We start from the raw sequence: 26,983 nt of genomic DNA, 5'->3' as shown, positions 1-26,983 counted from the left end.
CCGTGGGTCCACGACGCCCCCGGGAGATTACCTACGATGGCGGTCGCACAGGTTGCCCACCCGACGTCTCGGGCCGTTGGCAGACCACGATCAGGGCCACTTCTGGGGAGGAGAGCCGTGAGTACGGTGGTGTTCCGCCGGCTTCCGCGTCAACCGGGGCCCGCGCTGCCGCGCGGCGAGGTGTTGCTGGAGTCCCCGCCCGAGCTGCCGGAGCCGCAGGCCAAGGGCATGGGCCAGGTGTTGATGATCCTGCCGATGCTCTGCGGCGTCGGCGCGATGGCCTTCCTGTACGCCGGCCGCGGCGGCGGCATGATGACGTACGTCGCCGGTGGCCTCTTCGGCGTGTCGATGCTCGGCATGGCCGTCGGCACCCTCGGCAACGGCGGAAACGACAAGGCCGAGCTGAACGCCCAGCGGCGCGACTACATGCGCTACCTGGCCCAGATGCGCAAGCGCACCCGGCGCGCCGCCGAGCAGCAGCGGGCGGCGATGACCTGGCGCCACCCGGAGCCCGACTCGCTCTGGTCGATCGCCGCCTCCCGCCGGCTCTGGGAGCGGCGGATCACCGAGGACGATTTCGGTGAGGTTCGGATCGCGCTCGGCCCGCAGCGGCTGGCCGTGGAGATCGTGCCGCCGGAGACCAAGCCGGTGGAGGACCTGGAGCCGATGAGCGCGATCGCGCTGCGCCGGTTCGTCCGGGCCCACTCCAGCGTGCCGGACCTGCCCACCGCGCTGTCGCTGCGCGCGTTCAGCCGGATCGCGCTGCGCGGCGAGCGGGAGGCGGTGCTCGACCTGGCCCGGGCCGCGCTGGGCCAGCTGGTCACCTTCCACGCCCCGGACGACCTGATCGTCGCGGTGGTGGCCGCCCACGACCGGCAGCCGGCGTGGGACTGGGTGAAGTGGCTGCCGCACGCCCAGCACCCGGGGCGTACGGACGCGGCGGGCGCCCGCCGGATGGTCTTCGCCAGCCTCGCCGAGGCCGAGGCGGCGCTCGCCAACGAGCTGGGCGGCCGCCCCCGCTTCGCCCCGGAGGCGAAGCCGCTCACCACCGCCCCGCACCTGGTGGTGGTGCTCGACGGCGGCGAGGTCTCGCCGACCTGCGCGCTGATGGGGCCGGGCCTGCTCGGCGCCACGGTCATCGACCTCTCCGGCACGGTGCCCCGGGACGCCGGCCGCTGGCTGCTCTGCCTGGACGCCGGCGACGGCACCGGGCTGGACCTGGTCCGCGGCGCGACGACGTCCCGGCTCGGCAAGCCGGACCGGCTCAGCCTGGCGGCCGCCGAGGGGCTGGCCCGGCAGATCGCGCCGTACCGGCTCTCCCAGCAGCAGGGCGCCAGCACCGAGGAGCCACTGGCCCGCAGCATGGAGCTGCCGGACCTGCTCGGCGTCGGCGACGCGGCCACCGTGGACGTCCGGCAGACCTGGCGGCCCCGCAGCCACCGCGACCGGCTGCGCATCCCGCTCGGCGTCGGACCGGACGGCAACGTGGTCGAGCTGGACTTCAAGGAGTCCGCGCACGAGGGCATGGGCCCGCACGGCCTGGTCATCGGCGCGACCGGTTCCGGCAAGAGCGAGCTGCTGCGTACGGTGGTGGCCGCGCTGGCCGTGACCCACTCGTCCGAGGAGCTCAACTTCGTCCTGGTCGACTTCAAGGGCGGCGCCACCTTCGCCTCGCTGGACGCGTTGCCGCACACCAGCGCGGTGATCACCAACCTCTCCGACGAGCTGCCGCTGGTCGACCGGATGCGGGACGCCCTGGCCGGCGAGATGAACCGCCGCCAGGAGGTGCTGCGGGCGGCCGGCAACTACGTCTCCCGGTACGACTACGAGAAGGCCCGGGCGAACGGCGAGCCGCTGGAGCCGATGCCCAGCCTGCTCATCATCTGTGACGAGTTCAGCGAGCTGCTCGCCGCCAAGCCGGACTTCATCGACCTCTTCGTCATGATCGGCCGGCTCGGCCGGTCGCTCGGCGTGCACCTGCTGCTGGCCTCCCAGCGGCTGGAGGAGGGGAAGCTGCGGGGTCTCGACACCCACCTGTCGTACCGGATCGGTCTGCGGACCTTCTCGGCGGTGGAGAGCCGGATCGTGCTCGGCGTGCCGGACGCGTACGAGCTGCCGAACGCGCCCGGCCACGGCTACCTCAAGACCGACACCAGCACGATGCTCCGGTTCCGGGCGGCGTACGTCTCCGGGCCGTACCGGGCGCCGGGGCAGGTGCAGCGGTCCACCCGGGCGCAGGTGCAGCGCCGGATCGTCCCGTACGGCATCGACTACGTGCCGGTGCCGGCCGCGCCGGCCCCGGTGGAGACCGCCCCCGAACCGGAGCAGACCGGCGACGGCAAGGCCGTGGCGATGCTGGACGTGCTGATCGACCGGCTCAAGGGCCAGGGTCGGGCGGCGCACCAGGTCTGGCTGCCGCCGCTGGCCGAACCGCCGGGCCTGGGCGAGCTGCTGCCGCCGCTGAAGGTGCACCCGACGTACGGCCTGACCACCGCCGACTGGCCGGGGCGCGGCCGGCTCACCGTGCCGGTCGGCATCGTCGACCGCCCGTACGAGCAGCGGCGCGACCCGATGATGGTCGACCTGGCCGGCGCGGGCGGCAACGTGGTCATCGTGGGCGCCTCGCTGAGCGGCAAGAGCACCATGCTGCGCTCGATGCTGGCCTCGCTGGCGCTCACCCACACCCCGCGCGAGGTGCAGTTCTTCTGCCTCGACTTCGGTGGTGGCGCGCTGCGCAGCCTGGAGGGGCTGCCGCACATGTCTGGGGTGGCCGGGCGGCGGGACACCGAGGCGGTCCGGCGGACCATCGCCGAGGTGGTCGCGATCATCGACGAGCGGGAGCTGCGCTTCACCCAGCACGGCATCGACTCGGTGGCCAGCTACCGCCGTCGCCGGGCCGCCGGGGAGTTCGCCGACGACCCGTTCGGCGACATCTTCCTGGTGGTCGACGGCTGGAACACCCTGCGCCAGGAGTACGAGGAGCTGGAGCAGACCATCACCAACCTGGCCAACCGCGGCCTCGGTTTCGGCGTACACGTGGTGGTCACCGCCGTGCGGTGGGCGGAGATCCGGATCAACATGCGCGACCTGCTCGGCACGAAGCTGGAGCTGCGGCTCGGCGACCCGGCCGAGTCGGAGATCGACCGGCGGGCCGCGCAGAACGTGCCGGTCGGCTCGCCCGGCCGTGGTCTGACCCGTGACAAGCTGCACTTCCTCACCGCCATCTCCCGGATCGACGGGAAGCGCGAGATCGAGGACCTGGCCGAGGCGTCGGTCGCCCTGGCCGGGCACGTCGCGGCCAACTGGCCGGGCCGTCCGGCGCCGAAGGTCCGGTTGCTGCCGCGCAAGCTGCCGGTCGCCGAGCTGGCCAGGGTCATCGACCGGTCGGTCCCGGGCATCCCGATCGGCGTCAACGAGTCGGCGCTCGCCCCGGTCTACCTGGACCTGGCGAACGAGCCGCACCTGACGGTGTTCGGCGACGCGGAGTGCGGCAAGACGAACCTGCTCCGGCTGATCGCCCGGGGGATCGCCGAGCGGTACACCCCGGCGCAGGCCCGGCTGGTCATCGCCGACTACCGGCGTGGCCTGCTCGGTGCCGTGGAGGGCGACCACCTGCTCGACTACGCGCCCTCCAACCAGGTGTTCAGCCAGGGCCTCGGTTCGATCCGCAACGCCCTGCAGAACCGCCTGCCCGGGCCGGACGTGACCACCGCCCAGCTGCGCGACCGGAGCTGGTGGAAGGGTCCGGACCTCTACATCCTGGTCGACGACTACGACCTGGTCGCGTCCGGCGGCAACAACCCGCTGAGCGCGCTGCACGAGCTGCTGCCGCAGGCCCGGGACATCGGCCTGCACCTGATCATCACGCGGCGGGTCGGCGGCGTGGCGCGGGCCCTCTACGAGCCGGTGCTGCAACGCCTGCGCGAGCTGGACTCGCCGGGCCTGCTGATGTCCGGCAGCCGGGAGGAGGGGGCGGTCTTCGGCAACCTGCGGCCGAGCCCGCAGCCGCCGGGCCGGGGCACCCTGGTCCGCCGCCGGGACGGGCAGCAGCTCATCCAGACCGCGTGGACGGAGCCGGCTTGAGGAACCAGCCGGCGTCGATCGCCTGGGCTGGCGTCCGTACGTCCGTCACCAGTGCGGGGAGGAGCACGTGAGCCTGGACTCCTGGCTGTTCCTGTACTTCCTGGTCACGATCCCGGGCTTCCTCGGGCTCGCCCTGGTCGCCCGGTTCGGCCGGTCGGCACGCGCCCGCCGGGGCGCCGAGGTGGTGTTGCTCACCGGGGTCGTCGCGCTCCTGGTCGTGGTCGTGCAGCGGGCGGTCGAAAAGCCGGTGCTCTGGCCCGCCGTGGCGCTGCTGGCGGTCGCGCTGGTGTTCGGGGTGGTGATGCACGTCAGGTCGTACCGGTCGCCGTCCTGACGGTCGACCCCGGGCGGATCGCCGGTCCGTCCACGTCGTACTGTCGACGGCAGGATGCGTTGCGGCTGCTGGGCCTGCGCCAACAGGACGGTCCGAAAGCAGGGCTGCGCGGGTTGGACATCGTCCGCTACGGTTCGGTTGAAGTGTCCGTCGGTGGGGTGTGTACGCCTTGCCGCGGGGGAGGGGCGCGGCGGATCCGCCGCCACGAAGATGACGGAAGGGTGTGAAGCATGGCGTTCGAGGTCAGTGCAGCGACTCTGCACACCGCCGCGAGTGACGTGCGGTCCACGCGCAGCGACGTCGACGGCGAGCTCAAGAAGCTGTGGAACGTCGTCGACGACCTCGCGATGGCCTGGAAGGGCCAGGCGTCGACCGGTTTCCAGTCGCTGATGACGCGTTGGAACGAGGACACGGTCAAGCTGCTGACGGCGATGGACAACATCGCCGACCTGCTCGACAAGTCGGGCACGACGCACCAGGTCAACGACGAAGAGCAGCAGCAGATGCTGGACAAGTTCCACGCTGCTCTCAACCCGTGATCCGCGAAGACAGGCAGAGGAGGAACTGATGAGCATCAAGGTTGACTACGCCGTTCTCGAGAGCAGCAACCAGCAGATGCAGGCCATCTCGCGGACCATCGACGAGAAGCTGGACACGCTGCGGTCGATGCTGACCAAGCTCGAGTGGGAGGGTCAGGACCGCGTCGCCTACGAGCAGCACCAGGCCCAGTGGGACGCCGCCGTCCGGGACATCAACAAGGTCCTGAACGACATCGGCCACGCCGTCGGCATCGCCCGCGAGAACTACATGACCACCGAGATGAGCAACTCCAAGGTCTGGGAGTGAGCTGATCCCGCCTCCTGCGGCTCCGCCCGGCTCTGCCGGTGCGGAGCCGCAGTGCGTTCGGGGGCCGTCGCCGTGGGCCGCCGGGAGGCGTCGGCCGGCCGTCGGCCGGGCCGGCCGCGGTCAGGCGTCCTGCGGCGTGGAGCGGCGCCCGGGGCGCCAGCCGCGCCGCCGGCCGAGGATCAGGATGGGCCGGAGGGTCAGCAGGACGCCGGCCAGCACCGCGCCGACCACGGCCACCCAGATCGCCACGGCCCGCTGCCAGGCCAGCGGGTCGGCCGGCGGAGCGGGCTCCGGCATCGCGCCGAGCGGCGCATTGGCCCGCGTACCCAGCAGGCTGGTCACTGCCCGGTACGGGTCGACCATCCCGTACCCGACCTCGGCGTTGTGCCCGTCGGGCGGGTTGTCGGCGGTCCGGGTCAGCCGGTAGGCGACCTGCTCGGGGGTGAGGTCCGGGTGCGCGGCCCGGATCAGGGCGGCCACCCCGGAGACGTACGCGGCCGCGAAGCTGGTGCCGCCCTGCGGCTCGTAGAGGTATCCCGAGCCGCCGGGGGCCGGCCCGACGATGTTCAGGCCGGGCGCGCCGATGTCCACGTAGTCACCGGTGACCGAGCTGCCGACGTGCCCGCCCTTGTCGTCGATCCCGGCGACCGCGATCACGCCGTCGTACGCGGCCGGGTACGCCGGCTGGTCCTGCTGGTTCTCCTGCCGGTTGCCGGCGGCGGCCACCAGGACCACGTTCTTGCTCAGGGCGTAGTCGACGGCATCTTTGAGCTCGCGCTTGTTCAGCGTCACGAGGGACAGGTTGATGACGTCGGCGTCGTGGTCGACCGCCCACCTGATCGCCTTGCCGATCTCGGCCGGGATCGACTCGTCGAAGGTCCGCTGGTTGTCGGCGAGGATGCGGATCGGCAGGATCTTCGCCTCGGGCGCGATCCCGCTGTACGGCACGCCGGTGCCTTCCCGGCCGGCGATGATGCCCGCCACCAGGGTGCCGTGACCGACGAGGTCACACTGCCCCTGGAGCTGCACCAGGTGGTTGAAATCGGTGCCCGGCAGCACCTTGTCGCGCAGCAGCGGGTGGCGGGGCGAGACGCCGGAGTCGATCACCGCCACGGTGACGCCCCGTCCCTTGGTGACCCGCCAGGCCGTGGCCGGGGCGAGCCGGTCCAGCGCCCAGGTCGCCCCGGTCGGGGCGGGGTTGCCGGGTGGACCGCACTTCGGTGCCGCCGCGGCCGGGGCGGGCGCCACCAGGACGGTGCCGAGCAGCGCCGCGAGCGTTCCACTGAGGAGGGACCGGAACCGGTGTCCGGTACCGGCGTTCACCGTCGTCCCGTCCGGCCGCAAGCTGTCGTGCACGCGGGTGAGACTACCGCCGCCGCGCGCGACGCGCGGTGACGGGCGCGGCGGGCGGGGTCAGCTCTCGGCGGGCTCGGTGTCCGGCTCGGTGGCGAAGAGCGCCAGCAACGCGCCGACCTGCTGGTCGGCCTCGGCAGGGTGGCGGAAGTGGCCGCTCGGGTTGATCGTGTACTCGTTGCGCCGGCCCACCCGGGTGCGCCGGAGGTAGCCGCCGGCCTCGAGGTCGGCGACGATCGCCTGGGCGGCCCGTTCGGTCACGCCCACCTCGTCGGCGACGTCACGCAGCCGCGCCGTGGGGTTGCGCGCGATGGCCAGCAGCACGTGCCCGTGGTTGGTGAGGAAGGTCCAGTTCCGGGGGCTCCCGTTCTCGCCCGCTGTCGTCGCCATGGTGGTCATGGTATGGCCCGTCGCCGCGTCGGCCGGTCCTGGCCCGGACCGGGGCCGGGTCCCGATCAGGTGTGGCTGAACGCACGAAATCCGTATCACGTAAATCTTGACGTGCCTTGTGCTGCGTGTGACGGTGGTCGCGAGGCCGCCTTCGCCGCCGGCCGGGCCGACCAGGTCGTTTCGCGCGAGGACGAAGGAAGGCAAGCCATTGACGCCGACCACTCCCGAACAGGCGCTCGCGGAGCTCTACGCCGGCAATCGCCGGTTCGTCACCGGTGCTCCCCGCCATCCCAATCAGGACGCCGGACACCGGGCCGCCGTCGCCGACGGCCAGCACCCCTTCGCGGTGATCGTCGGCTGCTCCGACTCCCGGCTCGCCGCCGAGATCATCTTCGACCGGGGCCTCGGTGACCTCTTCGTGGTACGGACCGCCGGCCACACCGTCGGCCCCGAGGTGCTCGGCAGCGTCGAGTACGCGGTCACCGTGCTCGGCACCCCGCTGGTCGTGGTGCTGGGCCACGACTCCTGCGGCGCGGTGCAGGCCGCCCGCGAGTCGGTGCGCACCGGCACCTCCCCGGCCGGGCATCTCGGCGCGCTGGTGGACGCGGTCGCGCCCAGCCTGCTGCGGGCCGCGCGGGAGGGCGTCGAGGACGTCGACGGGATCGTCGACATCCACATCGCGCAGACCGTGGAGGCCCTGCTGGCCCGTTCCGCCGTGGTCGCCGAGCGGGTGTCCGCCGGGCGGTGCGGGGTGGTCGGCATGTCGTACCGGCTCAGCGCGGGCGAGGTGCGGACGGTGGCCGAGGTGCCGGCTCGCACGCCGGCCACGGCGCTGCCCGTCGAGGCCACGGACCAGGCGCCCGCCGCCCTGGCCGGCTGACCCACGCCCGAACGACGAGGGGCCGTCCCGCGAACGCGGGACGGCCCCTGTCGGCGTACGTCGGCTACAGCAGCGACATGTGCACGTGGTCGGTGTGGTTGGAGGGTCCGCTGTACGACTTCCAGCCGGTCGCCGGGAACCAGATCTGCCGGTTCCAGATCACGTAGTAGATGCCCAGCCGGTCGGCGTTGCGGATGAGGAAGGCGGCGACGTTGTTGCCGTACATCCGCATGTCGTTGTTGTGCCAGGGGGAGAAGCCGCTCTTCTGCAGCGACCAGTCGCAGGCGCGGCCCTTCGGATGCTCCCACGGCCCGCCCGGCCGGTAGCAGCCCGCGAAGCGGTTGAAGCCGGCCCGCCTGACCTCCTTGTAGGCGTGCAGCGTGCGCGGAGTGACGCAGCCCGAGGTGGTCGGGTCGTTCTCGCTGCACGACTCGGGCTTCCAGTCACCGTCGGCCGTCCGGCCGGGACCGATCCGGGCGACCGGCGAGGTGGCCGAGACCAGGCCGCCGGTGAAACCCATCCCGCCGACCAGCTTCAGCGCCTTCTCCGTCTCGGCCTTCTCGCGGGCCATCACGTTGGTCTGCTTCTGCTGCTCCCGGACCTCGGCGTCGAGGGCGAGCTTGGCCCGCTCGGCGCGGGTCTTCGCCGCGTTGACCGCGGCGAGTTTCTGCGCGTTGACCATGTTCAGCTCGTCCAGCACGGCGACCCGGCGGACGAACGAGTCGGGCGATCTGCTCTCCAACAGCACGGTCATCACGCCCAGCCGGCCGGTCCGGTAGGACTGCGCCGCGATCGCGGTGACCTGCGGGCTCAGCGCGTCGAGTTCCTGCTGCGCCGCCCGGACCTCCAGGGCCAGTTGGAGCTGGCGCTTCTTCGACTTCTCCAGCTTGGTCTTGGCCTGGAGAAAGTTGCGGTTCGCGTTGGCGATGGCCTCGCTGATCAGCGGCGGATCGTCGTCCTCCGCGTGCCCCGAGGGGGTGGGGGTGTTCGGCGCGGCCAGCGCCGGGGCGGGCCCGGCGAAGACGGCGCATGCGGCGAACACGGCCACCACGGGTGTCAACCAGCGGCGCAGGGGTGCCGTCAACAGTGTTCCCTTCCGTCGACCGCCGACCGGGTTAGCTGCCGGGTTCGGGACGGAAGCGGCCCCTACCGCTCGCGCGGATTCACCCCAGATACCTGGTTCCCCGGCTCGCCCGTGGGCGATTGGGCGGTGGCACCGCTGGCGCCGCTGCGCGCCTTCGGCGGTAACCGGCAGCGAGGTTACCTGAGAGTCCGGGCGGGGATCTACGTCCGGAAGCCGACCAGAAGCCCTATTTCGTCGTGGCCCTGCGTGACCAGCATCGCGTTTGAACCCGGTGGTCACGCTGCGGAGTGTCACCATGCGGCCTCCGTGGTCCTCTCCGGCCCGCGCCGCCCGCCGAGTGCCGCCAGGGCATCGTCCCGCCCGACCGACGGGCGTGGCGTGGTCGGCTCCGGCGGCGCGCCGGCCGGCGCGGCGGCACCGCCCCGGCCGGCGGTGGTCACCACCGCGGCCAGCCCGGTGGTCAGCGGTACGGCGGCGATCAGCCCCAGCGTGGCCACCGCGCTGCGGACGATCTCCTGGGCCATGAACTCGCTGGTGAGGATCTGGCTGACCGGCCGCGAGTCGGCCACCAGCAGGAGCAGCAGCGGCAGCGACGCCCCCGCGTACGCCAGCACGATCGTGTTGACCGTGGAGGCGATGTGCGCCCGGCCCACCCGGGTGGCCGCCCGGTAGAGCTGCACCCGCGACAGGCCGGGGTTCGCCTGCGCCAGCTCGGTCACCGTGGCCGCCTGGGTGACCGTGACGTCGTCCAGGACGCCCAGCGAGCCGATGATGATGCCGGCCAGCAGCAGCCCGTGCAGGTCGACGTCCCGCTGGAACATGGACAGCGTGGTGGCGTCCTCGCTGCCGAAGCCGGTGAGGTGGGTGGCCGCGGTGGCCAGCGTGCCGAGCACCCCGGTGAGGACCAGGCTGCCCAGGGTGCCGAGGACCGCCACCGAGGTCTGCGCGGTGATCCCGTGGGTGAGGTAGAGCACCACGAACATGATCAGCGCGGCGCCGACGATCGCCACCAGCAGCGGTGGCTGGCCGGCGCCGATCCCGGGGAGCACGAAGCCGAGCAGGATCGCGAAGCTCGCGACCAGGCCGCCCAGCGCGGCCAGCCCGCGCCAGCGGCCGAACGCCACGATGGCGACGGCGAACAGCGCGGCCAGCCAGACCAGCGGCGTGCCGCGCTGGTGCTCGGCGATGTTGTAGCTCTTCGTCGCCGGGTCGGCCGGGTCCACCAGCTCGACCAGGATGACCTTGTCGCCGACCTCGACCCGGGGCGCGCCCGGTCCGGACGGGACCGGCGCCTCGACCTGGCGTCCGGCGTCCGGCCCCTGCTCGGCGGCGACCGTGACCGTGCCGCACGGACCCGCCGACCCGCCCGGACCCCCCTCCGGGGTCTCCGGGGTCACCGGGCAGGGCTCGGTCACCACCCGGGTCACCGTGCCGTGGTAGCGCGGCAGTTCCGGGCCGCCGGCCGGCTCCGGGGTGTCGCGGGGCCAGAGCACCAGCGCGGCGATCACCGTGAGCGCGAAGAGCGGCAGCACCGTCGCCATGAGCAGCCGTCGTACGCCCGGCGGGGCGGGCGGAACGGAACGGGTGTGGTCGGCGCCCATGGCGAGTCTCCCAACGATTCACAGCGGGATACGTGTCACCCGGTCGTCCGGTTCACCGGCCGGGGTGCCCGCGGGATGTCGCAGGCCTGGTCGTCGTCGGGAATGGTAGCCACCCGGCCTCGGGGCGCGGCCGACCCGGGCCGGGCCCGGCGGTTCCGGCCGGCCCGGCCGGCGGCACCGGTTACCGTGGTGGCCGTGGCGACGGAGGCGGCGGTGACCGGACGGTGGGTCCGGCTCCTGCTGCTGCTCTGCACCCTGGTCGGGCTGACCGCGATGCACACCCTCGGCCACGGCGGGCACGCCCCGGCCGACCAGGACACGGGGCACGGCATCGCCCACCACCCGGCCCCCGTCGAGCCGGCCACCCCTGCGGGCCTCGCCGCGATGGCGGATCTGCCGGCCATCGCCGGGATGGCCGTTCATCCGGGGCTCGCCGGCATGGCTCCGGACTGCGCGGGTGACGGCTGCGCGGTGCGCGCCCTCCCGCTCGGGCACCTCGGCGGCGACCCGTCCGGCTGGAGCGTCTGCCTGGCGGTGCTCGGCGCGTTCGCCGTCGCGCTGCTGGCCGCCGTGCTGCTGCGGGCCCGCTCACACACGGCCGGCCCGACCGTCGACGGGCCGTTCCGCGTCGCCTCCGGGTCGCGCGCCCCGCCCACCCGGCCGTACGGGCTACGCCTCGCCGCGGCGTCGGTGCTGCGCAGATAGGAGCGCCCGACGCGGGTGGACCGGACACCGGTGACCCGCGTCCCCGCCCGCTGCGTACGTTCCGACACCGAAAGGCTTTCACCGTGTTCACTCGTACCCTCGCGCGTCGGGCCGCCCTGGCCGGCGCGACCGTCACCGCCGCCCTCGTCCTGGCCGCCTGCGGCGGCGACCACTCGACGGCCGACGCCGACCACGACATGCCGGGCGCCGGCGGCACCGGCACGCCCACCGCCGGGGCCTCGGCCTCGTTCGACGACGCGGACGTGATGTTCGCCCAGATGATGATCCCGCACCACCAGCAGGCCGTGGAGATGGCCGAGCTGGCCGAGACCCGGGCCGCCGATCCGGAGGTCAAGAAGCTGGCCGGGCAGATCAAGGGCGCCCAGGCGCCGGAGATCGCCGCCATGACCGGCTGGCTGACCGCCTGGGGGCGGCCGGTGCCCTCGGCGAGCGCCGGTCACGGCATGCCGGGGATGGATCACGGCATGCCCGGGATGATGTCCGACGCGGACATGACGAAGCTCGCGGCGGCGTCCGGCACGGACTTCGACAGGCAGTTCCTGACCATGATGATCGCCCACCACGAGGGCGCGATCACCATGGCGAAGGACGAGCTGGCCCAGGGCGCCAACCCGGAGGCCAAGGCGCTCGCCCAGCAGATCGTCACCGCCCAGCAGGGTGAGATCGACACCATGAAGAAGCTGCTCGACCGGCTCTGATTCGCGGGGTCGTGCTCGATCCGGGAAGTAGTGGTGTCGGGCCCACTCCGATGCCACTACTTCCCGGATGCGGCGCGATCCCGCCCGGCCGCGCCCCTCCCCGCGGTCAGGTGAGGTCGGCGCGGCGGTGGCGGTACTCCTCCTCGTCGATCTCGCCGCGGGCGTACCGCTCGTCGAGGATGCGCCGGGCCGAGGAGGGGGCGTTGCCGGTGCGGTCGCGCGCGGTGAGCCGGAACAGCAGCCAGACCAGCGCGACCAGCACCGCCAGCCCCACCAGGGACCAGATCCACATCCAGCCCATCATCGGGCCGTTCCACATCATCTGGCCGCCCTCCCGTCCGTACCCGAGGGTCGGCCGGTCCGGCGCGAGGGTGGCGCCGGCCCCGGTCGCCACCTCGACCGTACGCCGGGAGCGACCCGTGCGGGTCGGGTCGGGCGACCTGACCTACGGGCCGGAAGTCCTGGTCAGCCCCGCTTCATCAGCCGGCCGACGGCGGCCATCATCTCGGTCGCCATCTCGTCGGCGCGTCCCTCGGCGGCGCCCTCGTGCATGCAGTGCCGGGCGTGCCCGTCGAGCAGGCCGAGGCCGACCTTGTCCAAGGCGGCCTGGATGGCGGAGATCTGGGTCAGCACGTCGATGCAGTAGCGGTCGTCCTCGACCATCTTCTCGATGCCGCGGACCTGGCCCTCAATACGGCGGAGCCGCGCGAGCAGCTGGTCCTTGCTGGCGGTGTAGCCCCGGGTCGGGGTCGTCGGTGCGGTCATGAAATCAAGGATAGCGTACCCCTCCGGGGTATGGTACTGTCCTGTCATCGGCCGATACCCCCTCCGGGTATTGGTGACGACAAGAGTGGCAGCCGTCTCTCTTCCTGCTACCCCTGGGGGGTATAGGATGGGGCGGCGGAAGGGAGCAGCGATGGTCACCACCACGTACCAGGTCCAGGGCATGACCTGCGGGCACTGCGTCAACTCGGTCAGCACCGAGGTGGGCGCCCTCCCGGGCGTCACCGACGTGCAGGTCGATCTGGCCTCCGGCCAGGTCACCGTCACCAGTGAGAGCCCGTTGGAGACGGACGCCGTCCGCGCCGCCGTCGACGAGGCCGGTTACGACCTCGTCGGGGCGTGACGGGTCCGCAGACCCGAAGGAACAGAGGTACCACGATGAACACGGCGACGAAGCTGAGCGGCTTCGCCCTCGGCCTCGCGGCGGTGTTCGGCGCGGCGTACGGGGTCGGTCACCTGGCCGGCCCCGTCCCCGCCGCCGAGACCCGCCACGACACCACCAGCGCCGGTCACGACACCGCCGCCGGCCACGGCGACGGCCACGCGAGCGGGGCCGCCACGAGCCACCTGCCCGGCGGGCTGCTCGTCTCCGACCGCGGCTACACCCTGCAACCGGTGACCGCCGACACCGGCGCGTTCGCCTTCCGCATCACCGGCCCGGACGGCCGGCCGGTCACCCGCTTCGACGTGGCGCACGACAAGCGCATGCACCTGATCGTCGCCCGCCGCGACCTCTCCGGTTTCCGGCACGTCCACCCGGACCTGGCCGCCGACGGCACCTGGCGGGTCGCCTCGCCGCTCGCCGGGCCGGGCGTCTGGCGGGCGTTCGCCGACTTCACCCCGACCGGCGGTGAGCCGCTGACCCTCGGGGTCGACGTCACCGTCCCCGGCGCGCTGGCCGAACGGCCGCTGCCGGCGCCCGCCAGCAGCACCACCGTTGACGGCTACACCGTCACCCTCGCCGGCACCCCGCAGCCCGGGCAGTCCAGCCGGCTCACCCTGACCGTCAGCCGGGACGGCCGGCCGGTCACCGACCTCCAGCCCTACCTGGGGGCGTACGGGCACCTGGTGGCGCTGCGCCAGGGCGACCTGGCCTACCTCCACGTGCACCCGGAGGGCGCCCCCGGCGACGGGCGGACCCCCGCCGGCCCGGCGGTCACCTTCTCCGCCGAGGTGCCCTCGGCCGGGACGTACCGCCTCTACTTGGACTTCCGGCACGGCGACGCGGTGCACACCGCGGAGTTCACCGTGGTGGCGGGCGACGTCCCGCCGCCGGCCGCGCCGGCCACCACCACCGCACCGACCCCGGACGCCGACCACGGCACCCCGGGTCACGGACACAGCTGACAGGAGGTGCCGCGATGACCTCGACCGCGAAGTCGTTGCCGGTCGCGCCGAACCAGATCGAACTCGCGATCGGCGGCATGACCTGCGCCTCCTGCGCCGCCCGGATCGAGAAGAAGCTCAACCGGATGGACGGCGTCGAGGCGACGGTCAACTACGCCACCGAGAAGGCCACCGTCCGGTTCGTCGACGACGTCACCCCGGCCGACCTGATCGCCACCGTGGAGAAGACCGGCTACACGGCCGTCGTGCCGCCCCCGCCCGCGCAGGCCGCCGGCGAGGCGGCCGCCGAGCCGGTGGACGAGCTGCGCGGGCTGCGTACCCGGCTGTGGGTGTCGGTGGCCCTGGCCGTGCCGGTGATCCTGCTGGCCATGGTGCCGGCCTGGCAGTTCGACTACTGGCAGTGGCTGTCGCTGACCCTGGCCGCCCCGGTCGTGGTCTACGGCGGGCTGCCGTTCCACCGGGCCGCCTGGATCAACCTGCGGCACGGCGCGGCCACCATGGACACCCTGGTGTCGCTCGGCACCCTCGCCGCGTTCGGCTGGTCGCTCTGGGCGCTCTTCCTCGGCGACGCCGGGATGCCCGGGATGACCCACCCGTTCCGCTTCGACATCACCCGCACCGACGGCGCCGGCAACATCTACCTGGAGGCGGCCGCCGGGGTGACCGTCTTCATCCTCGCCGGCCGCTACTTCGAGGCCCGCTCCAAGCGGACCGCTGGCGCCGCCTTGCGCGCCCTGCTCGAGCTGGGCGCGAAGGACGTCGCGGTGCTGCGCGGCGACCGGGAGACCCGGATCCCGGTGGACCAGCTCGTCGTCGGGGACCGGTTCGTGGTCCGCCCCGGCGAGAAGGTCGCCACCGACGGCGTCGTCGAGGACGGCACCTCGGCGGTCGACGCCAGCATGCTCACCGGCGAGTCCGTGCCGGTCGAGGTCGGGCCGGGGGACACCGTGGTCGGCGCGACCGTCAACGCCGGGGGCCGGCTGGTCGTCCGGGCCACCCGGGTCGGCGGGGACACCCAGCTCGCCCAGATGGCGAAGCTGGTGGAGCAGGCGCAGACCGGCAAGGCGGCCGTGCAGCGGCTCGCCGACCGGATCTCCGGGGTCTTCGTGCCGATCGTGATCGCCCTGGCCGCCGGCACGCTCGGCTGGTGGCTCGGCACCGGGGCGGGGACGACCGCCGCGTTCACCGCCGCGGTGGCCGTGCTGATCATCGCCTGCCCGTGCGCCCTGGGCCTGGCCACGCCGACCGCGCTGCTGGTCGGCACCGGCCGGGGCGCCCAGCTGGGCATCCTGATCAAGGGCCCGGAGGTGCTGGAGTCGACCCGCCAGGTGGACACCGTGGTGCTGGACAAGACCGGCACCGTCACCACCGGGAAGATGACGCTGGTCGACGTGCTCCCCGCCGCCGGTGAGGACGCCGACGAGCTGCTCCGGCTGGCCGGCGCGCTGGAGGCCGCCTCCGAGCACCCGATCGCCCGGGCCGTCGCCGACGGCGCCGGCGCACGCGGCCCGCTGCCAACCGTCACCGGCTTCGCCAACGCCGAAGGGCTCGGCGTGACCGGATCGGTCGACGGCCGGGACCTGGTTGTCGGGCGGCTCCGGCTGCTGCGGGAGCGGGGCCTCGACGTACCCGAGGAGGTCGTCCGGGCGGCGACCGACGCGGAGGCCGCCGGTCGGACGGCGGTGCTGGCCGGCTGGGACGGCCGGGCGCGGGGCGTGCTCGCGGTGGCCGACGTGGTGAAGCCGACCAGCCGGGCGGCGGTCGCGCGGCTGCGCGAACTCGGGCTCACCCCGGTGCTGCTCACCGGCGACAACACCACGGTCGCCCGGGCGGTGGCCGCCGAGGTCGGCATCGACGAGGTGATCGCCGAGGTGCTGCCGGCCGACAAGGTGGACGTGGTGAGGCGCCTCCAGGGCGAGGGGCGGACCGTGGCGATGGTCGGCGACGGGATCAACGACGCCGCCGCGCTGGCCCAGGCCGACCTGGGGCTGGCCATGGGCACGGGCACCGACGTGGCGATCGAGGCGTCCGACCTCACCCTGGTCCGGGGCGACCTGATGGCGGCGGTGGACGCCATCCGGCTCTCCCGGCGCACGCTGCGCATCATCAAGAGCAACCTGTTCTGGGCCTTCGCCTACAACGTGGCCGCGCTGCCGTTGGCCGCCGCGGGTCTGCTCAACCCGATGATCGCCGGTGCCGCGATGGCCTTCTCCTCGGTCTTCGTGGTGGCGAACAGCCTCCGGCTGCGGCGGTTCCGCCCGGTCGGCTGAATCGCCGGCAACCTCCCGCCGCCGGTCCCGGTCCAACCGGGGCCGGCGGCGGGTCCGTTCACCCTCGGTGAGGTCCGCGGGTTGAGCCGGCGGACGGCGGGGTACCTCCACATCGTCAGGACGTACTGCTGAGTGGAGGTTCCGATGGGTTACGACGACAAGATCGGAAACGCGACCGAGAACACCGCCGGCAAGGTGAAGGAGGGCGTCGGCCGGGCGACCGACAACGAGCGCCTCGAGGCCGAGGGCCGCAACGACCAGGCCGAGGCCAACCTCAAGCAGGCCGGCGAGAAGATCAAGGACGCCTTCAAGAGCTGAACAGCCTCGTGCGCGACGCCGGGCCGGCACCTCGCCGGCCCGGCGCGCTGCGCGCGGACCGCGTGTCCGGCGGGGAGCGCCGGTCCTTGGCACACTCGATCCGTCGCCGTCCGATCCGTCCGGGGCGCGGGCGGCCGCACCGTGAGGAAGCCCCGGCTGACCACCGGCCGTGACCGACGGCCGACGACCGTACGGGGAGGACGATGTCCGCCACCACCGCCATCCGTGCCGCCGCCCTGGTGACCATGACCGCGCTCGCCGGGGCCTGCCAGCCCGCCGGGGAGGACACCGCCGCCCCGGGAGCCTGGCAGAGTCCGGTACCGACCGTCTCCGCCGAGCCCGCCCCGAGCACCGTCGCGGCCTCGCCGGTGACCGCGGCGAACACCGCCGCGGTCTGCGCCGCGGTGGACAAGCTCATCATCGCCAAGAGCAAGGAGATCGCCGCCGACTCGGCGGCGGCCACCACTCGTCAGCTCACCCCCGAGCAGCTCAACGCGCAGGTCAAGGCGGACCTGGCCGACCTGGCCGACGACGTACGCGGCCAGGCCGCCAAGGCCGAGGACCCGGAGATCAAGGCGCTGGTCACCGAGACGGCGCAGAAGATCGACAGCGGCGCGAAGTCGGCCAGCCCGGTGAAGTGGCTCAGCTCGACGTTCGTGACGATCCCGCAGCGGCTGACCCGGGAGTGCCGGGTCTGACCCGGTACTTCACGTGGGTGACGGTCGGTGCGGGCACCACCCGCACCGGATCCAGGGTGACGTCGAGCGGCCCGCCGAAGAGGGGAGTGCCACCGCCGAGGACGATCGGCACCACGTGCAGCCAGAGCGTGTCCAGCAGCCCGGCCGCGAGGTACTGCCGGATCGCGCTCGCCCCGCCCGCCACCGCGACGTCCCGGTCGCCGGCCACGGCCCGGGCCGCCGCGAGCGCCGCCTCGACGCCGTCGGTCACGAAGTGGAACTCCGTCCCGCCCTTCACCAGCGACTCGCGGGGATGGTGGGTCAGCACGAAGACCGGCACGTGGAACGGCGGATCCTCACCCCACCAACCGGTCCACTCCCGGTCCCAGGCACCCTCACCGCCGCCGAACATCCGGCGGCCCATCACGTACGCGCCGATGCCGGCGGTCATCTCGTCGACCACCTCGGCGTCGACGTTGCGCTCACCACCGGCCAGCCCGTGCTGCGCGCGCCAGCTCTCGGTGGCGAAGAACCACTCGTGCAGCCGCAGTCCGCCCCGGCCCAGCGGATCCGCCCTGCTCTGCTCCGGCGCCGCGACGTAGCCGTCCAGCGACACCGAGATCTGGCTGGTCACCTGTTTCATGTCCGGTGGACTCCCCAGGCCGGTGGAACTCATCGGTCGGTGCCGAGCCGGGCGGCCCGTACCTCCAGGTAACGCTGTTCCGGAAGGCTGGTGGTGGCCCGGGCGGCGGCCAGGTACGCCGCCCGCGCGGCGTCCCGCTCGCCGGCCAGCTCCAGCAGGTGGGCGCGGACGGCGGCGAGCCGGTGGTGTCCGGCGGTGCGGTCGTCGGCGTCGAGCGGCGCGAGCAGGGCGAGCCCGGCCCGGGGACCGTCCACCATGGCCACCGCGGCGGCCTGGTTGAGCGTGACCATCGGGTTCGGCGCGATCCGGGCGAGCACCCGGTAGAGCGCGACGATCTGCGGCCAGTCCGTCTCCGCCGCCGACGGCGCCTCGGCGTGCACCGCCGCGATCGCCGCCTGCACCTGGTAGGGCCCGGGTGGCGACCAGGTCAGGGCCTCGGTCACCAGGGCCATGCCCTCCTCGATCGCCGCCCGGTCCCAGCGGCCGCGGTCCTGTTCGGCCAGCGGGACGAGTTCCCCGCCCGGGCCGGTCCGGGCCGCCCGGTGCGCGTCGGTGAGCAGCATCAACGCGAGCAGGCCGGAGACCTCGCCGTCGTCGGGGAGCAGCCGGTGCAGCTCCCGGGCCAGCCGGATGGCCTCCTGGGTCAGCTCCGTCCGGTGCAGTTCGCCACCGCTGGAGGCGGTGTACCCCTCGTTGAAGATCAGGTAGAGCACGTGCAGCACGGCCCGCAGCCGCTCGTCCCGATCGGCGGCCGAGGGCAGGACGAACCGGGCCCCGGCCGCCTCGATCTTCTGCTTGGCCCGGCGGATCCGCTGGCTCATCGTCGCCTCCGGCACCAGGTACGCCCGGGCGATCTCCGCCGTGCTCAGCCCACCCACCGCGCGCAGCGTCAGCGCCACCTGGGCGGAGCCGGTCAGCGCCGGATGGCAGCAGAGGAAGAGCAGCTTCAGCGTGTCGTCCCCGGCCGGCGGCTCCTCGTCGGCGGGCGGGGCGACCGCCGCGTACGCCGGCTCCCGGACCGCCACCGCGACCTCGCGGTCCCGGCGGGCCCGCTCGCTGCGCCACTCGTCGGTGAGCCGGCGGGTCGCCACGGTGACCAGCCACGAACGGGGATGGTCGGGGACGCCCTGCGCCGGCCACTGGGTCGCGGCGGCGAGCAGCGCTTCCTGGACGGCGTCCTCGCAGGCGTAGAACTGGCCGTGCCGGCGGACCAGCACGCCGAGGACCTGCGGCGCGAGGGTGCGCAGCAGGTCCTCGACGAGCGGCGACGTCACATCTCCGTCCCGGCCTGCTCCATCACCGGCCGCACCTCCAGCACGCCGACCCCGTGCGTGACGTCCGGCCAGCTCGCGGCGATCTCGGCGGCCCGTTCCGGGGTCTCGCAGTCGACCGTCAGGTAGCCGGCGAACTGCTCCTTGCTTTCCATGAACGGCCCGTCGGTGATCTCGACGCCGCCGGCGCCGCGCCGGACCGTACGGGTCTGCGACGGGTGGGCCAGCGCCTCGCCGCCGACCAACTCCCCGGACTCGGTCAGCTCCTTCATGATCTTGTCGACCGAGCCGAAGATCGCGTTCCGCTCCTCCTCGGACAGCTCCTCCACGAAGCCGGGCCGGTTCCAGATCAGCAGCATGTACTTCACGGTCCACTCCTCGGGTACGGGCCACCGGTGGTGGCGCCTCTCGCAGACGGGTCGGAGCCGGGACATCCGATCCGACATCTTCCCTGAGAAAAAGTCAGCGACCGTGTACCGCGCGGCGGCCGGGCGCGCCGATGTCGAGCGAGGCACGGTCGGCGGCCGAGGTGCCCGAGGTCCAGCCCTCGGCGTCGCGCACCTGGAGGCGGTGCCGGGTGACGCCGGGGAAGAGCTGGTCGACGCGTTCCCGGACGGCGTCCGAGCGGGCGGCGAGTACCGGGAGCAGCCGGTCGTCGCCCCGCTCCTCGGCCGCCGCCCGCTCCTCGGCCGCGGTGGCCGCCCGGAGCCGTTCGCCGATCCGCAGCGCGAACGCGTTGAGGAACGACTCGTCATAGCCCTTGGTCCGCCGGCCGCTGCCCGCCCGGCGCTCGCCCCGCCCGCGCAGCATCGCGGCGGTCGCCTGTACCAGCAGCGAGGTGTGCAGCAGCTCGACCGCGGCCAGGTCGGCGGGGAAGCCGAGCACGGTGGCGAAGCCCAGGTGGTCGGACCAGACCGACTCGCAGCGGTTCGCCGCCGCCACCTCCTGGATGAGCAGCGCCTTGGCCGCCGCGTACGGGGCGTCGGTGCCCAGCCGCACCCCGCTCGGCTGGTCGGGGCGCTCGGCGGTCGCGTCGAGCAGCGCCGCGTCGATGCTGTGCCGGGCCATCAGCTCCTGGGCCTTTCCGGTCAGCGCCTCCGCCTCGGCGGGGAAGGTGGTCGACTCGGCCTTGGCCAGCAGCGCGCGGACCCGGTCCAGGATGCGCGAGCCGGTGGCCGGTGCGGCGGCGCGCGGGGCGGCCGCCGGCACGCCGGGTGGCGGGCGGAGCGTGGCGATCGGCGGCAGCCCTTCGACCAGCCCGAGCGCGTCCACCGCGTCCCGCAGCGCGGTGATCCGGTCGCCCTCGGCCCGGCGGTCCAGCCAGCCCGCGTCGGCGTCCCACCCCGCGCCCAGTTCGGCGAGCTGGTCGTCGAACCACTGCGGGACCGGGCCGGACAGCTCCCGGCGCTGGGCGGCCAGCACGTTCCGGAGCAGCCGCGCGCCCCGGGGCGCCAGCCGCCGGGTCGCGATCCGGTCCAGGTCGACCGGCTGCCAGCCGCGCGGCCAGAGCCGACCGACGGCGCGCACCAGGCGGGCCAGCAGCGCCGCGTCCACCGCCGACGGGTCGCCGACCACCAGCCGGTCCAGCGCGCGCTCGGCCGCCCGTACGTCGGTGCCGTGGGCCGCCGTGAGGGCGTCGGCGAGCAGCCGCTCGGCGTCCGACACGGTCGGCCTCCTCAAGATCGTCGTCGTCCGGCCAGGGCGCCGGGCGGGGCGCGCACGCCCCACTCGGAACGCGGCGGACCGGGCCTGCCGCGGGACATCGCGCGATGCCGCAACCCGCCGGCCAGAGGAGGAACGGTACCGGCGTGGGCGGGCCGGCCGCCGGTGAGTGGGGTCACCGTTCAACCGTGGGGGCGCGGCGTCCGTACCTCCGGGCGGACCGGGGCGGGCGACGGACGGAGACCGTGGTGGGTGGGCGCGGGGCGCGGGATCGTGGGCTGCACCGGCGGCGGGCGTCCCGCGCCGGCACCGTGGCCCTGCTGACGCTGGTCGTCGCGGTCGGGGTGGCCGCCGGTGGCGCGTACGCCGCCCGGCGCGGCCTCCCCACCCAGCCGGCGGCGGCCGGCGGAAGGGTGGCCACCGCGCGCCCGGCGCCGACCGGGTCCCCGGCCGCGCCGGTCGTTCCGGGGGCCGGCTGGGCCACCGGTGCGATCACCTACCCGGCCCGGGGCACGGGTGCCTTCCGCACCGCCACCGCCGTCGGAGCGGTGGCCGGGCATGCCGGCCGGCTGCTCCGCTACCGGGTGGCGGTGGAGGAGGGGATCGGGAACCTCGACGTGGAACGCTTCGCCCGGGAGGTGGCGGCGATCCTGGCCGACCCGCGCGGCTGGACCGGCGGTGGCGAGTGGCGGCTGCAACGGGTCGGCCGGGACGATCCGGCCGACTTCACCGTGCTGCTGACCACCCCGATGACCCGGGGCCGGCTCTGCGCCGACCCCACCGACCGCTACACCTCCTGCCGCAACGGGGACCAGGTGGTGATCAATGTGGCCCGCTGGGTGCACGGCGTGCCGCACTTCCCCGACCTCGGCGCCTACCGGCAGTACCTGCTCAACCACGAGGTCGGGCACCGGCTGGGCCGGGGCCACGAACTCTGCCCCCGGGCCGGCGGCCCGGCGCCGGTGATGCTCCAGCAGACCCTCGCCCTGCACGGCTGCACGCCGAACCCGTGGCCGCGGGTGGCCGACGCCCTGCTCACCGGCCCGTCCGGCCAGTACGACGATCCGATTCCCGCCGAGGACGGCGCCGTCGCGGGCGGGTGAATACTGGGCGGGTGGAGAGCGCCCCGCCCCGCCTGCTGCTGGTCGAGGACGACCGTGCCCTCACCGACCTGCTCGCGGACCTGCTCACCGAGGAGGGGTACGCGGTCGACGTGGCCGGCGACGGGCACACCGGGCTGCACCGGGGGCTCACCCGCGACTACCAGCTCATGGTGGTCGACCGGGGGCTGCCGGCGCTGGACGGCCTGGCGCTGGTCACCCGGCTGCGGACCCGGGGCGTGACCTGTCCGGTGCTGCTGCTCACCGCCCGGGGCGCGGTCCATGACCGGGTGGAAGGGCTGGACGCGGGGGCCGAGGACTACCTGGTCAAGCCGTTCGAGGTGGCCGAGCTGCTGGCCCGGCTGCGGGCGCTGCGCCGCCGGCACCCGGACGCGGCCGGCTGGCTGCCGCTCGGGCGGCGCCGGCTGGACGTGGACAACCGCCGGGTGGTCGACGGCGCCGAGGAGATCCCGCTCTCCGCCCGCGAGTTCGCCGTGCTGCACGCCCTCGCCGGCCGGCCGACCAAGGTCTTCACCCGGGCCGAGCTGCTCAGCGCCGCGTTCGACCACGCCGACGCCCCGGGCACCGTGGACGCCTGTGTCCACCACCTGCGCCGCAAGCTCGGCCGGGACGCCGTCCGTACGGTGCACGGGCTCGGCTACCGGCTCGGCCCCGGCTGAGGCGGGCGGCGTGGACGAGGCCCGGCTGACCCGTGCCCGGCGGCGCAGCGTGGCCCAGACCGGCGGGGCGATCGGGCTGGTCCTGCTGCTGGTCGGCGCGCTGATGTACGTGCTGACCATTGGGCAGGAGTCCCGGGCGCTGGACAACGGGCTGACCAGGGTGCTGGCGATCGCCGACGACGTGGACGACCCGCCACCCGGCCAGGTCCTCGCCCGGCAGCGGCCGGGGGCGGACCCGGTCGAGGTGACCCCGGGGGCGTCCCCGGCGCTGGTCCGCGTCCTGCACGACGCGGTCGGCCGGCGCCCGGGCCGGTACGACACCGGCGTCGGCGACGACCGGCCGCTCCGGGTGCTGGTGGCCCGCCGGGCGGACGGCAGCCGCTGGGCGGTCGCCGCCGACCTGGCTCCGCTGCGTCGCCAGCAGGAGGAGCTCGGTCTCGCGCTGCTGGTGGCCGAGCTGGCCGGCCTGGCCGGCGCGCTGGTCGCCGCCGCGCTGCTGGCCCGGCGGGCGGTCGCGCCGCTGGCCACCGCGCTCACCCTGCAACGCCGTTTCGTCGCCGACGCCTCGCACGAGCTGCGCACCCCGCTCACCGTGCTGCACACCCGGGCCCAGCTGCTGGCCCGGCGGGTCCGGACCCAGCCGCCCGAGCGGCTCGCCGGGCAGCTCGACCAGCTCGTCGCGGACACCCGGGCGCTCGGCGAGGTGGTCGAGGACCTGCTGGTGTCCGCCGCCGCCGAGCACCAGCCGCTCCCGGACACCGAGGTCGACCTCGCCGAGGTGGCCCGGGAGGTGGTGGCCAGCATGTCCGCGTACGCCCAGGGCCGGGAGGTGGACCTGCGGGTCGAGGCGCCCGCGCCGGTGCTGGTGCGGGGTGCCCGTACGGCCCTGCGCCGGGCGCTGACCGCGCTGGTGGACAACGCCGTCGGGCACGTGCCGGAGGGCGGCCACGTCACGGTGACGGTCGACCGGCGGGACGGCGGGGTGGCGGCCGAGGTCGCCGACGACGGGGTGGGGCTGGACCCGGCCGAGGCGGACCGCCTCTTCGACCGGTTCGCGCACGGCACGTCGGGGGCCGGGCGGCGGTTCGGGCTGGGCCTGGCGCTGGTGCAGCACGTGGCCCGGGCGCACCGGGGCTCAGTCGAGGTGACCGGCGCCCCGGGCGCGGGGGCCACCTTCACCCTCCTGCTGCCACCGGCCTGAGCGCCGGCGTGTGCCGGCGGGCGGCGGCCGGCGGGCAAGAACTTCCCAAGAAACGGCGGGCACTGTGTGGCACGCAGAGTGAAGTCCCCCGATCTTGAGGAGAGATCGTGCCCGACAACGTCAACGGACTGCCGGTGCACCCGCTCGTGGTGCACGCCGTCGTGGTCCTCCTGCCGCTGGCCGCGCTCGGCGTCGTCGCGCTGGCCGTCCGACCCTCCTGGCGGGGCCGCTTCGGCGGGCTCGTGCTGCTGGTCGCCGCGCTGGCCACGGTCGCGATCCCGCTCGCCACCTCCAGCGGCGAGAACCTGGAGCGCCGGGTAGGTGACCCGGGCCGGCACGCCGAGCTGGGGGACACCCTGATCTGGTTCGCGGTGCCGCTGCTGGTCGTCGCGCTCGCGCTGTACGGGCTGCACCGCCGGTCCGCCGCCGGGACGGCCGCGGACCCGGCCGGGACCCGGCGTACCTCGGGGCCGGGCGCGGTCGGTGTGGTGGTCGCGGTGCTGGCCGTGGTCGTCGCGGCGGCGAACCTGGTGCAGCTCTACCGGGTCGGGGACACCGGCGCGAAGGCGGTCTGGGGGAACACCCCGGCGGCGACCGCCGGGCACGGCGAGGGTGACGGCGACTGACCCGCGCCTGCGCCGCGCGCCCGTCGGTGATGAGATGGACGGCGGACGCGCGGCGCCGGGGGCGGAGGAGGAAGACCGGATGGAGTACGTGAAGTTCGGGTCGACCGGCCTGGAGGTGTCCCGGCTCTGCCTGGGCTGCATGAGCTACGGCGAACCGAGCCGGGGCCCGCACCCGTGGTCGCTGCCGGAGGAGGAGAGCCGGCCGTTCATCCAGCAGGCGCTGGAGCTGGGGGTCAACTTCTTCGACACCGCCAACGTCTACTCGGACGGCACCAGCGAGGAGATCGTCGGCCGGGCGTTGAAGGACTTCGCCCGCCGGGACGACGTGGTCATCGCGACCAAGGTGCACGGCCGGATGGGCCCCGGGCCGAACCGCGGCGGGTTGTCCCGCAAGCACATCATGAGCGAGATCGACGCCAGCCTGCGCCGGCTCGGCACCGACTACGTGGACCTCTACCAGATCCACCGGCTCGACCCGACCACGCCGATCGAGGAGACCCTGGAGGCGCTGCACGACCTGGTCCGCGCCGGCAAGGTCCGCTACCTCGGCGCCTCCTCGATGTACGCCTGGCAGTTCGCCAAGGCCCTCTGGGCCGCCGAGCGGCACGGCTGGACCCGGTTCGTCTCCATGCAGAACCACTACAACCTGCTCTACCGCGAGGAGGAGCGGGAGATGCTGCCGCTCTGCCTGGACCAGGGGATCGCGGTGATCCCGTGGAGCCCGCTCGCGCGGGGCCGGCTGACCCGGGACTGGGGCGAGCGCACCGCCCGGACGGAGACCGACGAGTTCGGCAAGGGCCTCTACGCGCGGACCGAGGAGCCGGACCGGGCGGTGGTCGAGGCGGTGGCCCGGATCGCGCGGGAGCGGGGCGTACCCCGGGCGCAGGTGGCGCTGGCCTGGGTGGCCCGCAACCCGGCGGTGACCGCGCCGATCGTCGGCGCGACCAAGCCGCACCACCTGACCGACGCGGTGGCGGCGCTGGCGATGGAGCTGACCGACGAGGAAGTGGCCGCGCTGGAGGCGCCGTACGTCCCGCACCCGGTGGCGGGCTTCTAGGGGCGGCAGCGCGCTAGGCCCGGCCGCGGATCATCGACATCAGCAGCCCGTGGGTCTCGGCGTCGGCGGCCACCACCAGCCCGCGGCCGGCCGGCCCGATCGGTCCGCCGTCGAGCCCGGTGACCACGCAGCCGGCGGCCCGGCACAGCGCGATACCGGCGGCGAAGTGCACGCTCTGCGACAGGTCACCGCCGTCGGTCACGTACGCGGCCCGCTTGCCGGCGGCGACCCAGGCCAGCGCCAGCGTCGTGGACACCACCCGCGGCCGGAACCGCGCGACGAACTCGGGGTGGGCCAGCAGGTCCACGGCCCGCAGGGCGGGCGCGCTCGGGAACGGCGGATCCAGGTTGACGTCCACCAGCCGGGTGGCGGGCGTGGGCGCCAGCCGCGTGTCGGCCCCGTCGTGCCGTACCCAGGCGGTCGCACCGTCGGTGACGAAGACCTCGCCGCTGAACGGGTCGGCCACCGCCGCCGCCCCGTCGCGCAGCGCCACGTTGACCGCCACCAGCATGTTGCCGACGGCGTAGTTCAGCGTGCCGCAGAGGGGATCCACCAACCACTGGCGTACGGCGTTGGCCGCGCCCTGCTGCCCGCCTTCCTCACCGAGCACCGCGTCATCGGGCCGGGCGGCGCGGATGACGCCGAGGATGGCCTGCTCGGCCGCCACGTCGGCCGCGGTGGCGAAGTCCCCGCCACCCTTGTCGATGCGGGCGAGCCGCTGGCCGTACCTGCCGCGCACCACGTCGGCGCCGGCCCGTGCCGCGGCCACCGCGACCCCGGCATCGTCAAGGCCCGCGTACGAGTTGATCATCCGGGCAGACTATCCGGGCCTGACCGGCGCGCCCGCCGGGCGGGGTCAGCGGGGGAACGAGGCCCAGATGTTCTTGGTGCCCTCGGTGGCGTACCAGCCGACGGCCAGCGAGACCGACTGGGCCAGGAACAGCCCCCGACCCCCCGAGTCGAGCGGGTGGACGTCGGTCAGCTCGGGCACGCTGCTCACGTCGTGGTCGGTCACGACGAGCAGGAAGCAGTGGTCGGCGCGGAGCAGGGTGACGATGGTCGGCGGGCGACCGTGCCGCAGCGCGTTGGTGGCCAGTTCGGTGGCGACGAGCACGACGAGGTGCGGCACCTCGTCGAGTTCCTCGCCCTGTACCAGGCCGTGCCGGTTCAGCGCGTACCGCAGCGAGGCGCGCAGGTCGCGCAGCTCGGCGGGCGTGTCGAGCACCCACCGCTCAAGCTCGGTGGCCCGTGGCGGTGGCGGCGACGTACGCAGCTGTCCCATGGTCTCGCTGTACCCTGCGTAGCCGCCCGCCAAGCCGGCCGCGTCGGGCCGAGACCCGGCCACGCCGGCGG

At 74.2% G+C, this 26,983-nt stretch carries 29 protein-coding genes and 1 riboswitch; of the genes, 17 read left to right on the top strand and 12 right to left on the bottom strand.

Features of this window, described 5'->3' with window-relative positions; all coding sequences use genetic code 11:
* Positions 1–117 precede the first annotated feature (117 nt).
* The 4 genes from eccCa (at position 118) to ACGFI9_RS07520 (ending at position 5,263) form a co-directional block, all read left to right on the top strand.
* The gene (eccCa, locus tag ACGFI9_RS07535) at positions 118–4,083 is read left to right on the top strand and encodes a type VII secretion protein EccCa (RefSeq protein ID WP_393176044.1); all 3,966 of its coding nucleotides are present in this window, start codon (positions 118–120) and stop codon (positions 4,081–4,083) included.
* A gap of 67 nt (positions 4,084–4,150) precedes the next feature.
* Positions 4,151–4,417 (top strand): hypothetical protein, encoded by a 267-nt coding sequence (locus ACGFI9_RS07530; RefSeq protein WP_393176042.1) that lies wholly within the window; start codon positions 4,151–4,153, stop codon positions 4,415–4,417.
* 230 nt (positions 4,418–4,647) lie between these two features.
* Entirely contained in the window at positions 4,648–4,956 is a 309-nt protein-coding gene (locus ACGFI9_RS07525) for a WXG100 family type VII secretion target (RefSeq protein ID WP_393176040.1), read from the top strand.
* Positions 4,957–4,984: 28 nt separating this feature from the next.
* Positions 4,985–5,263, top strand: coding sequence for a WXG100 family type VII secretion target (locus ACGFI9_RS07520; protein WP_393176038.1), 279 nt, complete (start codon positions 4,985–4,987; stop codon positions 5,261–5,263).
* A 120-nt stretch (positions 5,264–5,383) separates the two neighbouring features.
* Here ACGFI9_RS07520 and mycP read toward each other — a convergent pair whose 3' ends face one another.
* Together mycP and ACGFI9_RS07510 are read right to left on the bottom strand one after the other, a co-directional pair.
* On the bottom strand, positions 5,384–6,619 hold the full coding sequence (gene mycP, locus ACGFI9_RS07515; protein ID WP_393176036.1) for a type VII secretion-associated serine protease mycosin: 1,236 nt from the start codon (positions 6,617–6,619) through the stop codon (positions 5,384–5,386).
* 57 nt (positions 6,620–6,676) lie between these two features.
* On the bottom strand, positions 6,677–7,015 hold the full coding sequence (locus tag ACGFI9_RS07510) for a helix-turn-helix transcriptional regulator (RefSeq protein ID WP_393176034.1): 339 nt from the start codon (positions 7,013–7,015) through the stop codon (positions 6,677–6,679).
* Positions 7,016–7,214: 199 nt separating this feature from the next.
* Between ACGFI9_RS07510 and ACGFI9_RS07505 the strand changes: the two genes are divergently transcribed.
* Entirely contained in the window at positions 7,215–7,886 is a 672-nt protein-coding gene (locus ACGFI9_RS07505; protein WP_393176032.1) for a carbonic anhydrase, read from the top strand.
* Between the two features lie 64 nt (positions 7,887–7,950).
* Here ACGFI9_RS07505 and ACGFI9_RS07500 read toward each other — a convergent pair whose 3' ends face one another.
* Entirely contained in the window at positions 7,951–8,970 is a 1,020-nt protein-coding gene (locus tag ACGFI9_RS07500; RefSeq protein ID WP_393176030.1) for a coiled-coil domain-containing protein, read from the bottom strand.
* 5 nt (positions 8,971–8,975) lie between these two features.
* Positions 8,976–9,106: riboswitch (cyclic di-AMP (ydaO/yuaA leader) on the bottom strand.
* A gap of 154 nt (positions 9,107–9,260) precedes the next feature.
* The gene (locus tag ACGFI9_RS07495; protein ID WP_393176028.1) at positions 9,261–10,571 is read right to left on the bottom strand and encodes a YibE/F family protein; all 1,311 of its coding nucleotides are present in this window, start codon (positions 10,569–10,571) and stop codon (positions 9,261–9,263) included.
* A 195-nt stretch (positions 10,572–10,766) separates the two neighbouring features.
* Between ACGFI9_RS07495 and ACGFI9_RS07490 the strand changes: the two genes are divergently transcribed.
* Both ACGFI9_RS07490 and ACGFI9_RS07485 read left to right on the top strand, forming a co-directional pair.
* Positions 10,767–11,276, top strand: coding sequence for a hypothetical protein (locus ACGFI9_RS07490; protein ID WP_393176026.1), 510 nt, complete (start codon positions 10,767–10,769; stop codon positions 11,274–11,276).
* 83 nt (positions 11,277–11,359) lie between these two features.
* Positions 11,360–11,995: a DUF305 domain-containing protein gene (locus ACGFI9_RS07485; protein WP_393176024.1), complete on the top strand. Its 636-nt coding sequence runs from the start codon at positions 11,360–11,362 to the stop codon at positions 11,993–11,995.
* A 106-nt stretch (positions 11,996–12,101) separates the two neighbouring features.
* On the opposite strand, the gene ACGFI9_RS07480 is transcribed toward ACGFI9_RS07485, so the two are convergent.
* Together ACGFI9_RS07480 and ACGFI9_RS07475 are read right to left on the bottom strand one after the other, a co-directional pair.
* Positions 12,102–12,389: an SHOCT domain-containing protein gene (locus tag ACGFI9_RS07480; protein ID WP_393176022.1), complete on the bottom strand. Its 288-nt coding sequence runs from the start codon at positions 12,387–12,389 to the stop codon at positions 12,102–12,104.
* Positions 12,390–12,460: 71 nt separating this feature from the next.
* On the bottom strand, positions 12,461–12,760 hold the full coding sequence (locus tag ACGFI9_RS07475; RefSeq protein ID WP_046568942.1) for a metal-sensitive transcriptional regulator: 300 nt from the start codon (positions 12,758–12,760) through the stop codon (positions 12,461–12,463).
* Between the two features lie 151 nt (positions 12,761–12,911).
* Between ACGFI9_RS07475 and ACGFI9_RS07470 the strand changes: the two genes are divergently transcribed.
* The 5 genes from ACGFI9_RS07470 to ACGFI9_RS07450 all read left to right on the top strand — a co-directional run bounded on the left by ACGFI9_RS07470 (position 12,912) and on the right by ACGFI9_RS07450 (position 17,411).
* A complete protein-coding gene (locus ACGFI9_RS07470; protein WP_393176020.1) occupies positions 12,912–13,121 on the top strand; it encodes a heavy-metal-associated domain-containing protein in 210 nt (69 codons plus the stop codon).
* Positions 13,122–13,156: 35 nt separating this feature from the next.
* The gene (locus tag ACGFI9_RS07465; RefSeq protein ID WP_393176018.1) at positions 13,157–14,125 is read left to right on the top strand and encodes a hypothetical protein; all 969 of its coding nucleotides are present in this window, start codon (positions 13,157–13,159) and stop codon (positions 14,123–14,125) included.
* 14 nt (positions 14,126–14,139) lie between these two features.
* On the top strand, positions 14,140–16,395 hold the full coding sequence (locus ACGFI9_RS07460) for a heavy metal translocating P-type ATPase (protein ID WP_393176016.1): 2,256 nt from the start codon (positions 14,140–14,142) through the stop codon (positions 16,393–16,395).
* Between the two features lie 144 nt (positions 16,396–16,539).
* Entirely contained in the window at positions 16,540–16,713 is a 174-nt protein-coding gene (locus tag ACGFI9_RS07455; protein ID WP_393176014.1) for a CsbD family protein, read from the top strand.
* 203 nt (positions 16,714–16,916) lie between these two features.
* Entirely contained in the window at positions 16,917–17,411 is a 495-nt protein-coding gene (locus ACGFI9_RS07450) for a hypothetical protein (protein ID WP_393176012.1), read from the top strand.
* On the opposite strand, the gene ACGFI9_RS07445 is transcribed toward ACGFI9_RS07450, so the two are convergent.
* The 4 genes from ACGFI9_RS07445 to ACGFI9_RS07430 all read right to left on the bottom strand — a co-directional run bounded on the left by ACGFI9_RS07445 (position 17,356) and on the right by ACGFI9_RS07430 (position 20,969).
* A complete protein-coding gene (locus ACGFI9_RS07445; protein ID WP_393176010.1) occupies positions 17,356–18,033 on the bottom strand; it encodes a dihydrofolate reductase family protein in 678 nt (225 codons plus the stop codon). The genes ACGFI9_RS07450 and ACGFI9_RS07445 overlap by 56 nt on opposite strands.
* Positions 18,034–18,062: 29 nt before the next feature.
* Positions 18,063–19,307 (bottom strand): RNA polymerase sigma factor, encoded by a 1,245-nt coding sequence (locus tag ACGFI9_RS07440; protein WP_393176008.1) that lies wholly within the window; start codon positions 19,305–19,307, stop codon positions 18,063–18,065.
* A complete protein-coding gene (locus tag ACGFI9_RS07435; protein WP_393176650.1) occupies positions 19,304–19,663 on the bottom strand; it encodes a YciI family protein in 360 nt (119 codons plus the stop codon). The genes ACGFI9_RS07440 and ACGFI9_RS07435 overlap by 4 nt, the downstream gene beginning before the upstream one ends.
* A gap of 103 nt (positions 19,664–19,766) precedes the next feature.
* The gene (locus ACGFI9_RS07430) at positions 19,767–20,969 is read right to left on the bottom strand and encodes a DUF2786 domain-containing protein (RefSeq protein ID WP_393176006.1); all 1,203 of its coding nucleotides are present in this window, start codon (positions 20,967–20,969) and stop codon (positions 19,767–19,769) included.
* A 185-nt stretch (positions 20,970–21,154) separates the two neighbouring features.
* On the opposite strand from ACGFI9_RS07430, the gene ACGFI9_RS07425 reads away from it, so the two are divergent.
* The 5 genes from ACGFI9_RS07425 (at position 21,155) to ACGFI9_RS07405 (ending at position 25,630) form a co-directional block, all read left to right on the top strand.
* Entirely contained in the window at positions 21,155–22,069 is a 915-nt protein-coding gene (locus ACGFI9_RS07425; RefSeq protein ID WP_393176004.1) for a DUF3152 domain-containing protein, read from the top strand.
* A gap of 11 nt (positions 22,070–22,080) precedes the next feature.
* Positions 22,081–22,746, top strand: coding sequence for a response regulator transcription factor (locus ACGFI9_RS07420; protein ID WP_393176002.1), 666 nt, complete (start codon positions 22,081–22,083; stop codon positions 22,744–22,746).
* A gap of 10 nt (positions 22,747–22,756) precedes the next feature.
* Positions 22,757–23,947: a sensor histidine kinase gene (locus ACGFI9_RS07415; RefSeq protein WP_393176000.1), complete on the top strand. Its 1,191-nt coding sequence runs from the start codon at positions 22,757–22,759 to the stop codon at positions 23,945–23,947.
* A 107-nt stretch (positions 23,948–24,054) separates the two neighbouring features.
* On the top strand, positions 24,055–24,573 hold the full coding sequence (locus tag ACGFI9_RS07410; RefSeq protein WP_393175998.1) for a DUF2231 domain-containing protein: 519 nt from the start codon (positions 24,055–24,057) through the stop codon (positions 24,571–24,573).
* A gap of 79 nt (positions 24,574–24,652) precedes the next feature.
* Positions 24,653–25,630 carry an aldo/keto reductase gene (locus ACGFI9_RS07405; protein ID WP_393175996.1) on the top strand — a complete coding sequence of 326 codons (978 nt, stop codon included), beginning with the start codon at positions 24,653–24,655 and terminating at the stop codon, positions 25,628–25,630.
* Between the two features lie 13 nt (positions 25,631–25,643).
* Here the strand turns inward: ACGFI9_RS07405 and ACGFI9_RS07400 are convergent, their stop codons facing one another.
* On the bottom strand, positions 25,644–26,441 hold the full coding sequence (locus ACGFI9_RS07400) for an inositol monophosphatase family protein (protein WP_393175994.1): 798 nt from the start codon (positions 26,439–26,441) through the stop codon (positions 25,644–25,646).
* A 45-nt stretch (positions 26,442–26,486) separates the two neighbouring features.
* Positions 26,487–26,912 (bottom strand): ATP-binding protein, encoded by a 426-nt coding sequence (locus ACGFI9_RS07395; RefSeq protein WP_393175992.1) that lies wholly within the window; start codon positions 26,910–26,912, stop codon positions 26,487–26,489.
* Positions 26,913–26,983 lie beyond the last annotated feature (71 nt).

This window comes from Micromonospora sp. NPDC048930 (assembly GCF_043197935.1).
In the GTDB taxonomy this organism is placed as follows: domain Bacteria; phylum Actinomycetota; class Actinomycetes; order Mycobacteriales; family Micromonosporaceae; genus Micromonospora.
This window is presented reverse-complemented; position numbering and strand designations above follow the sequence as displayed.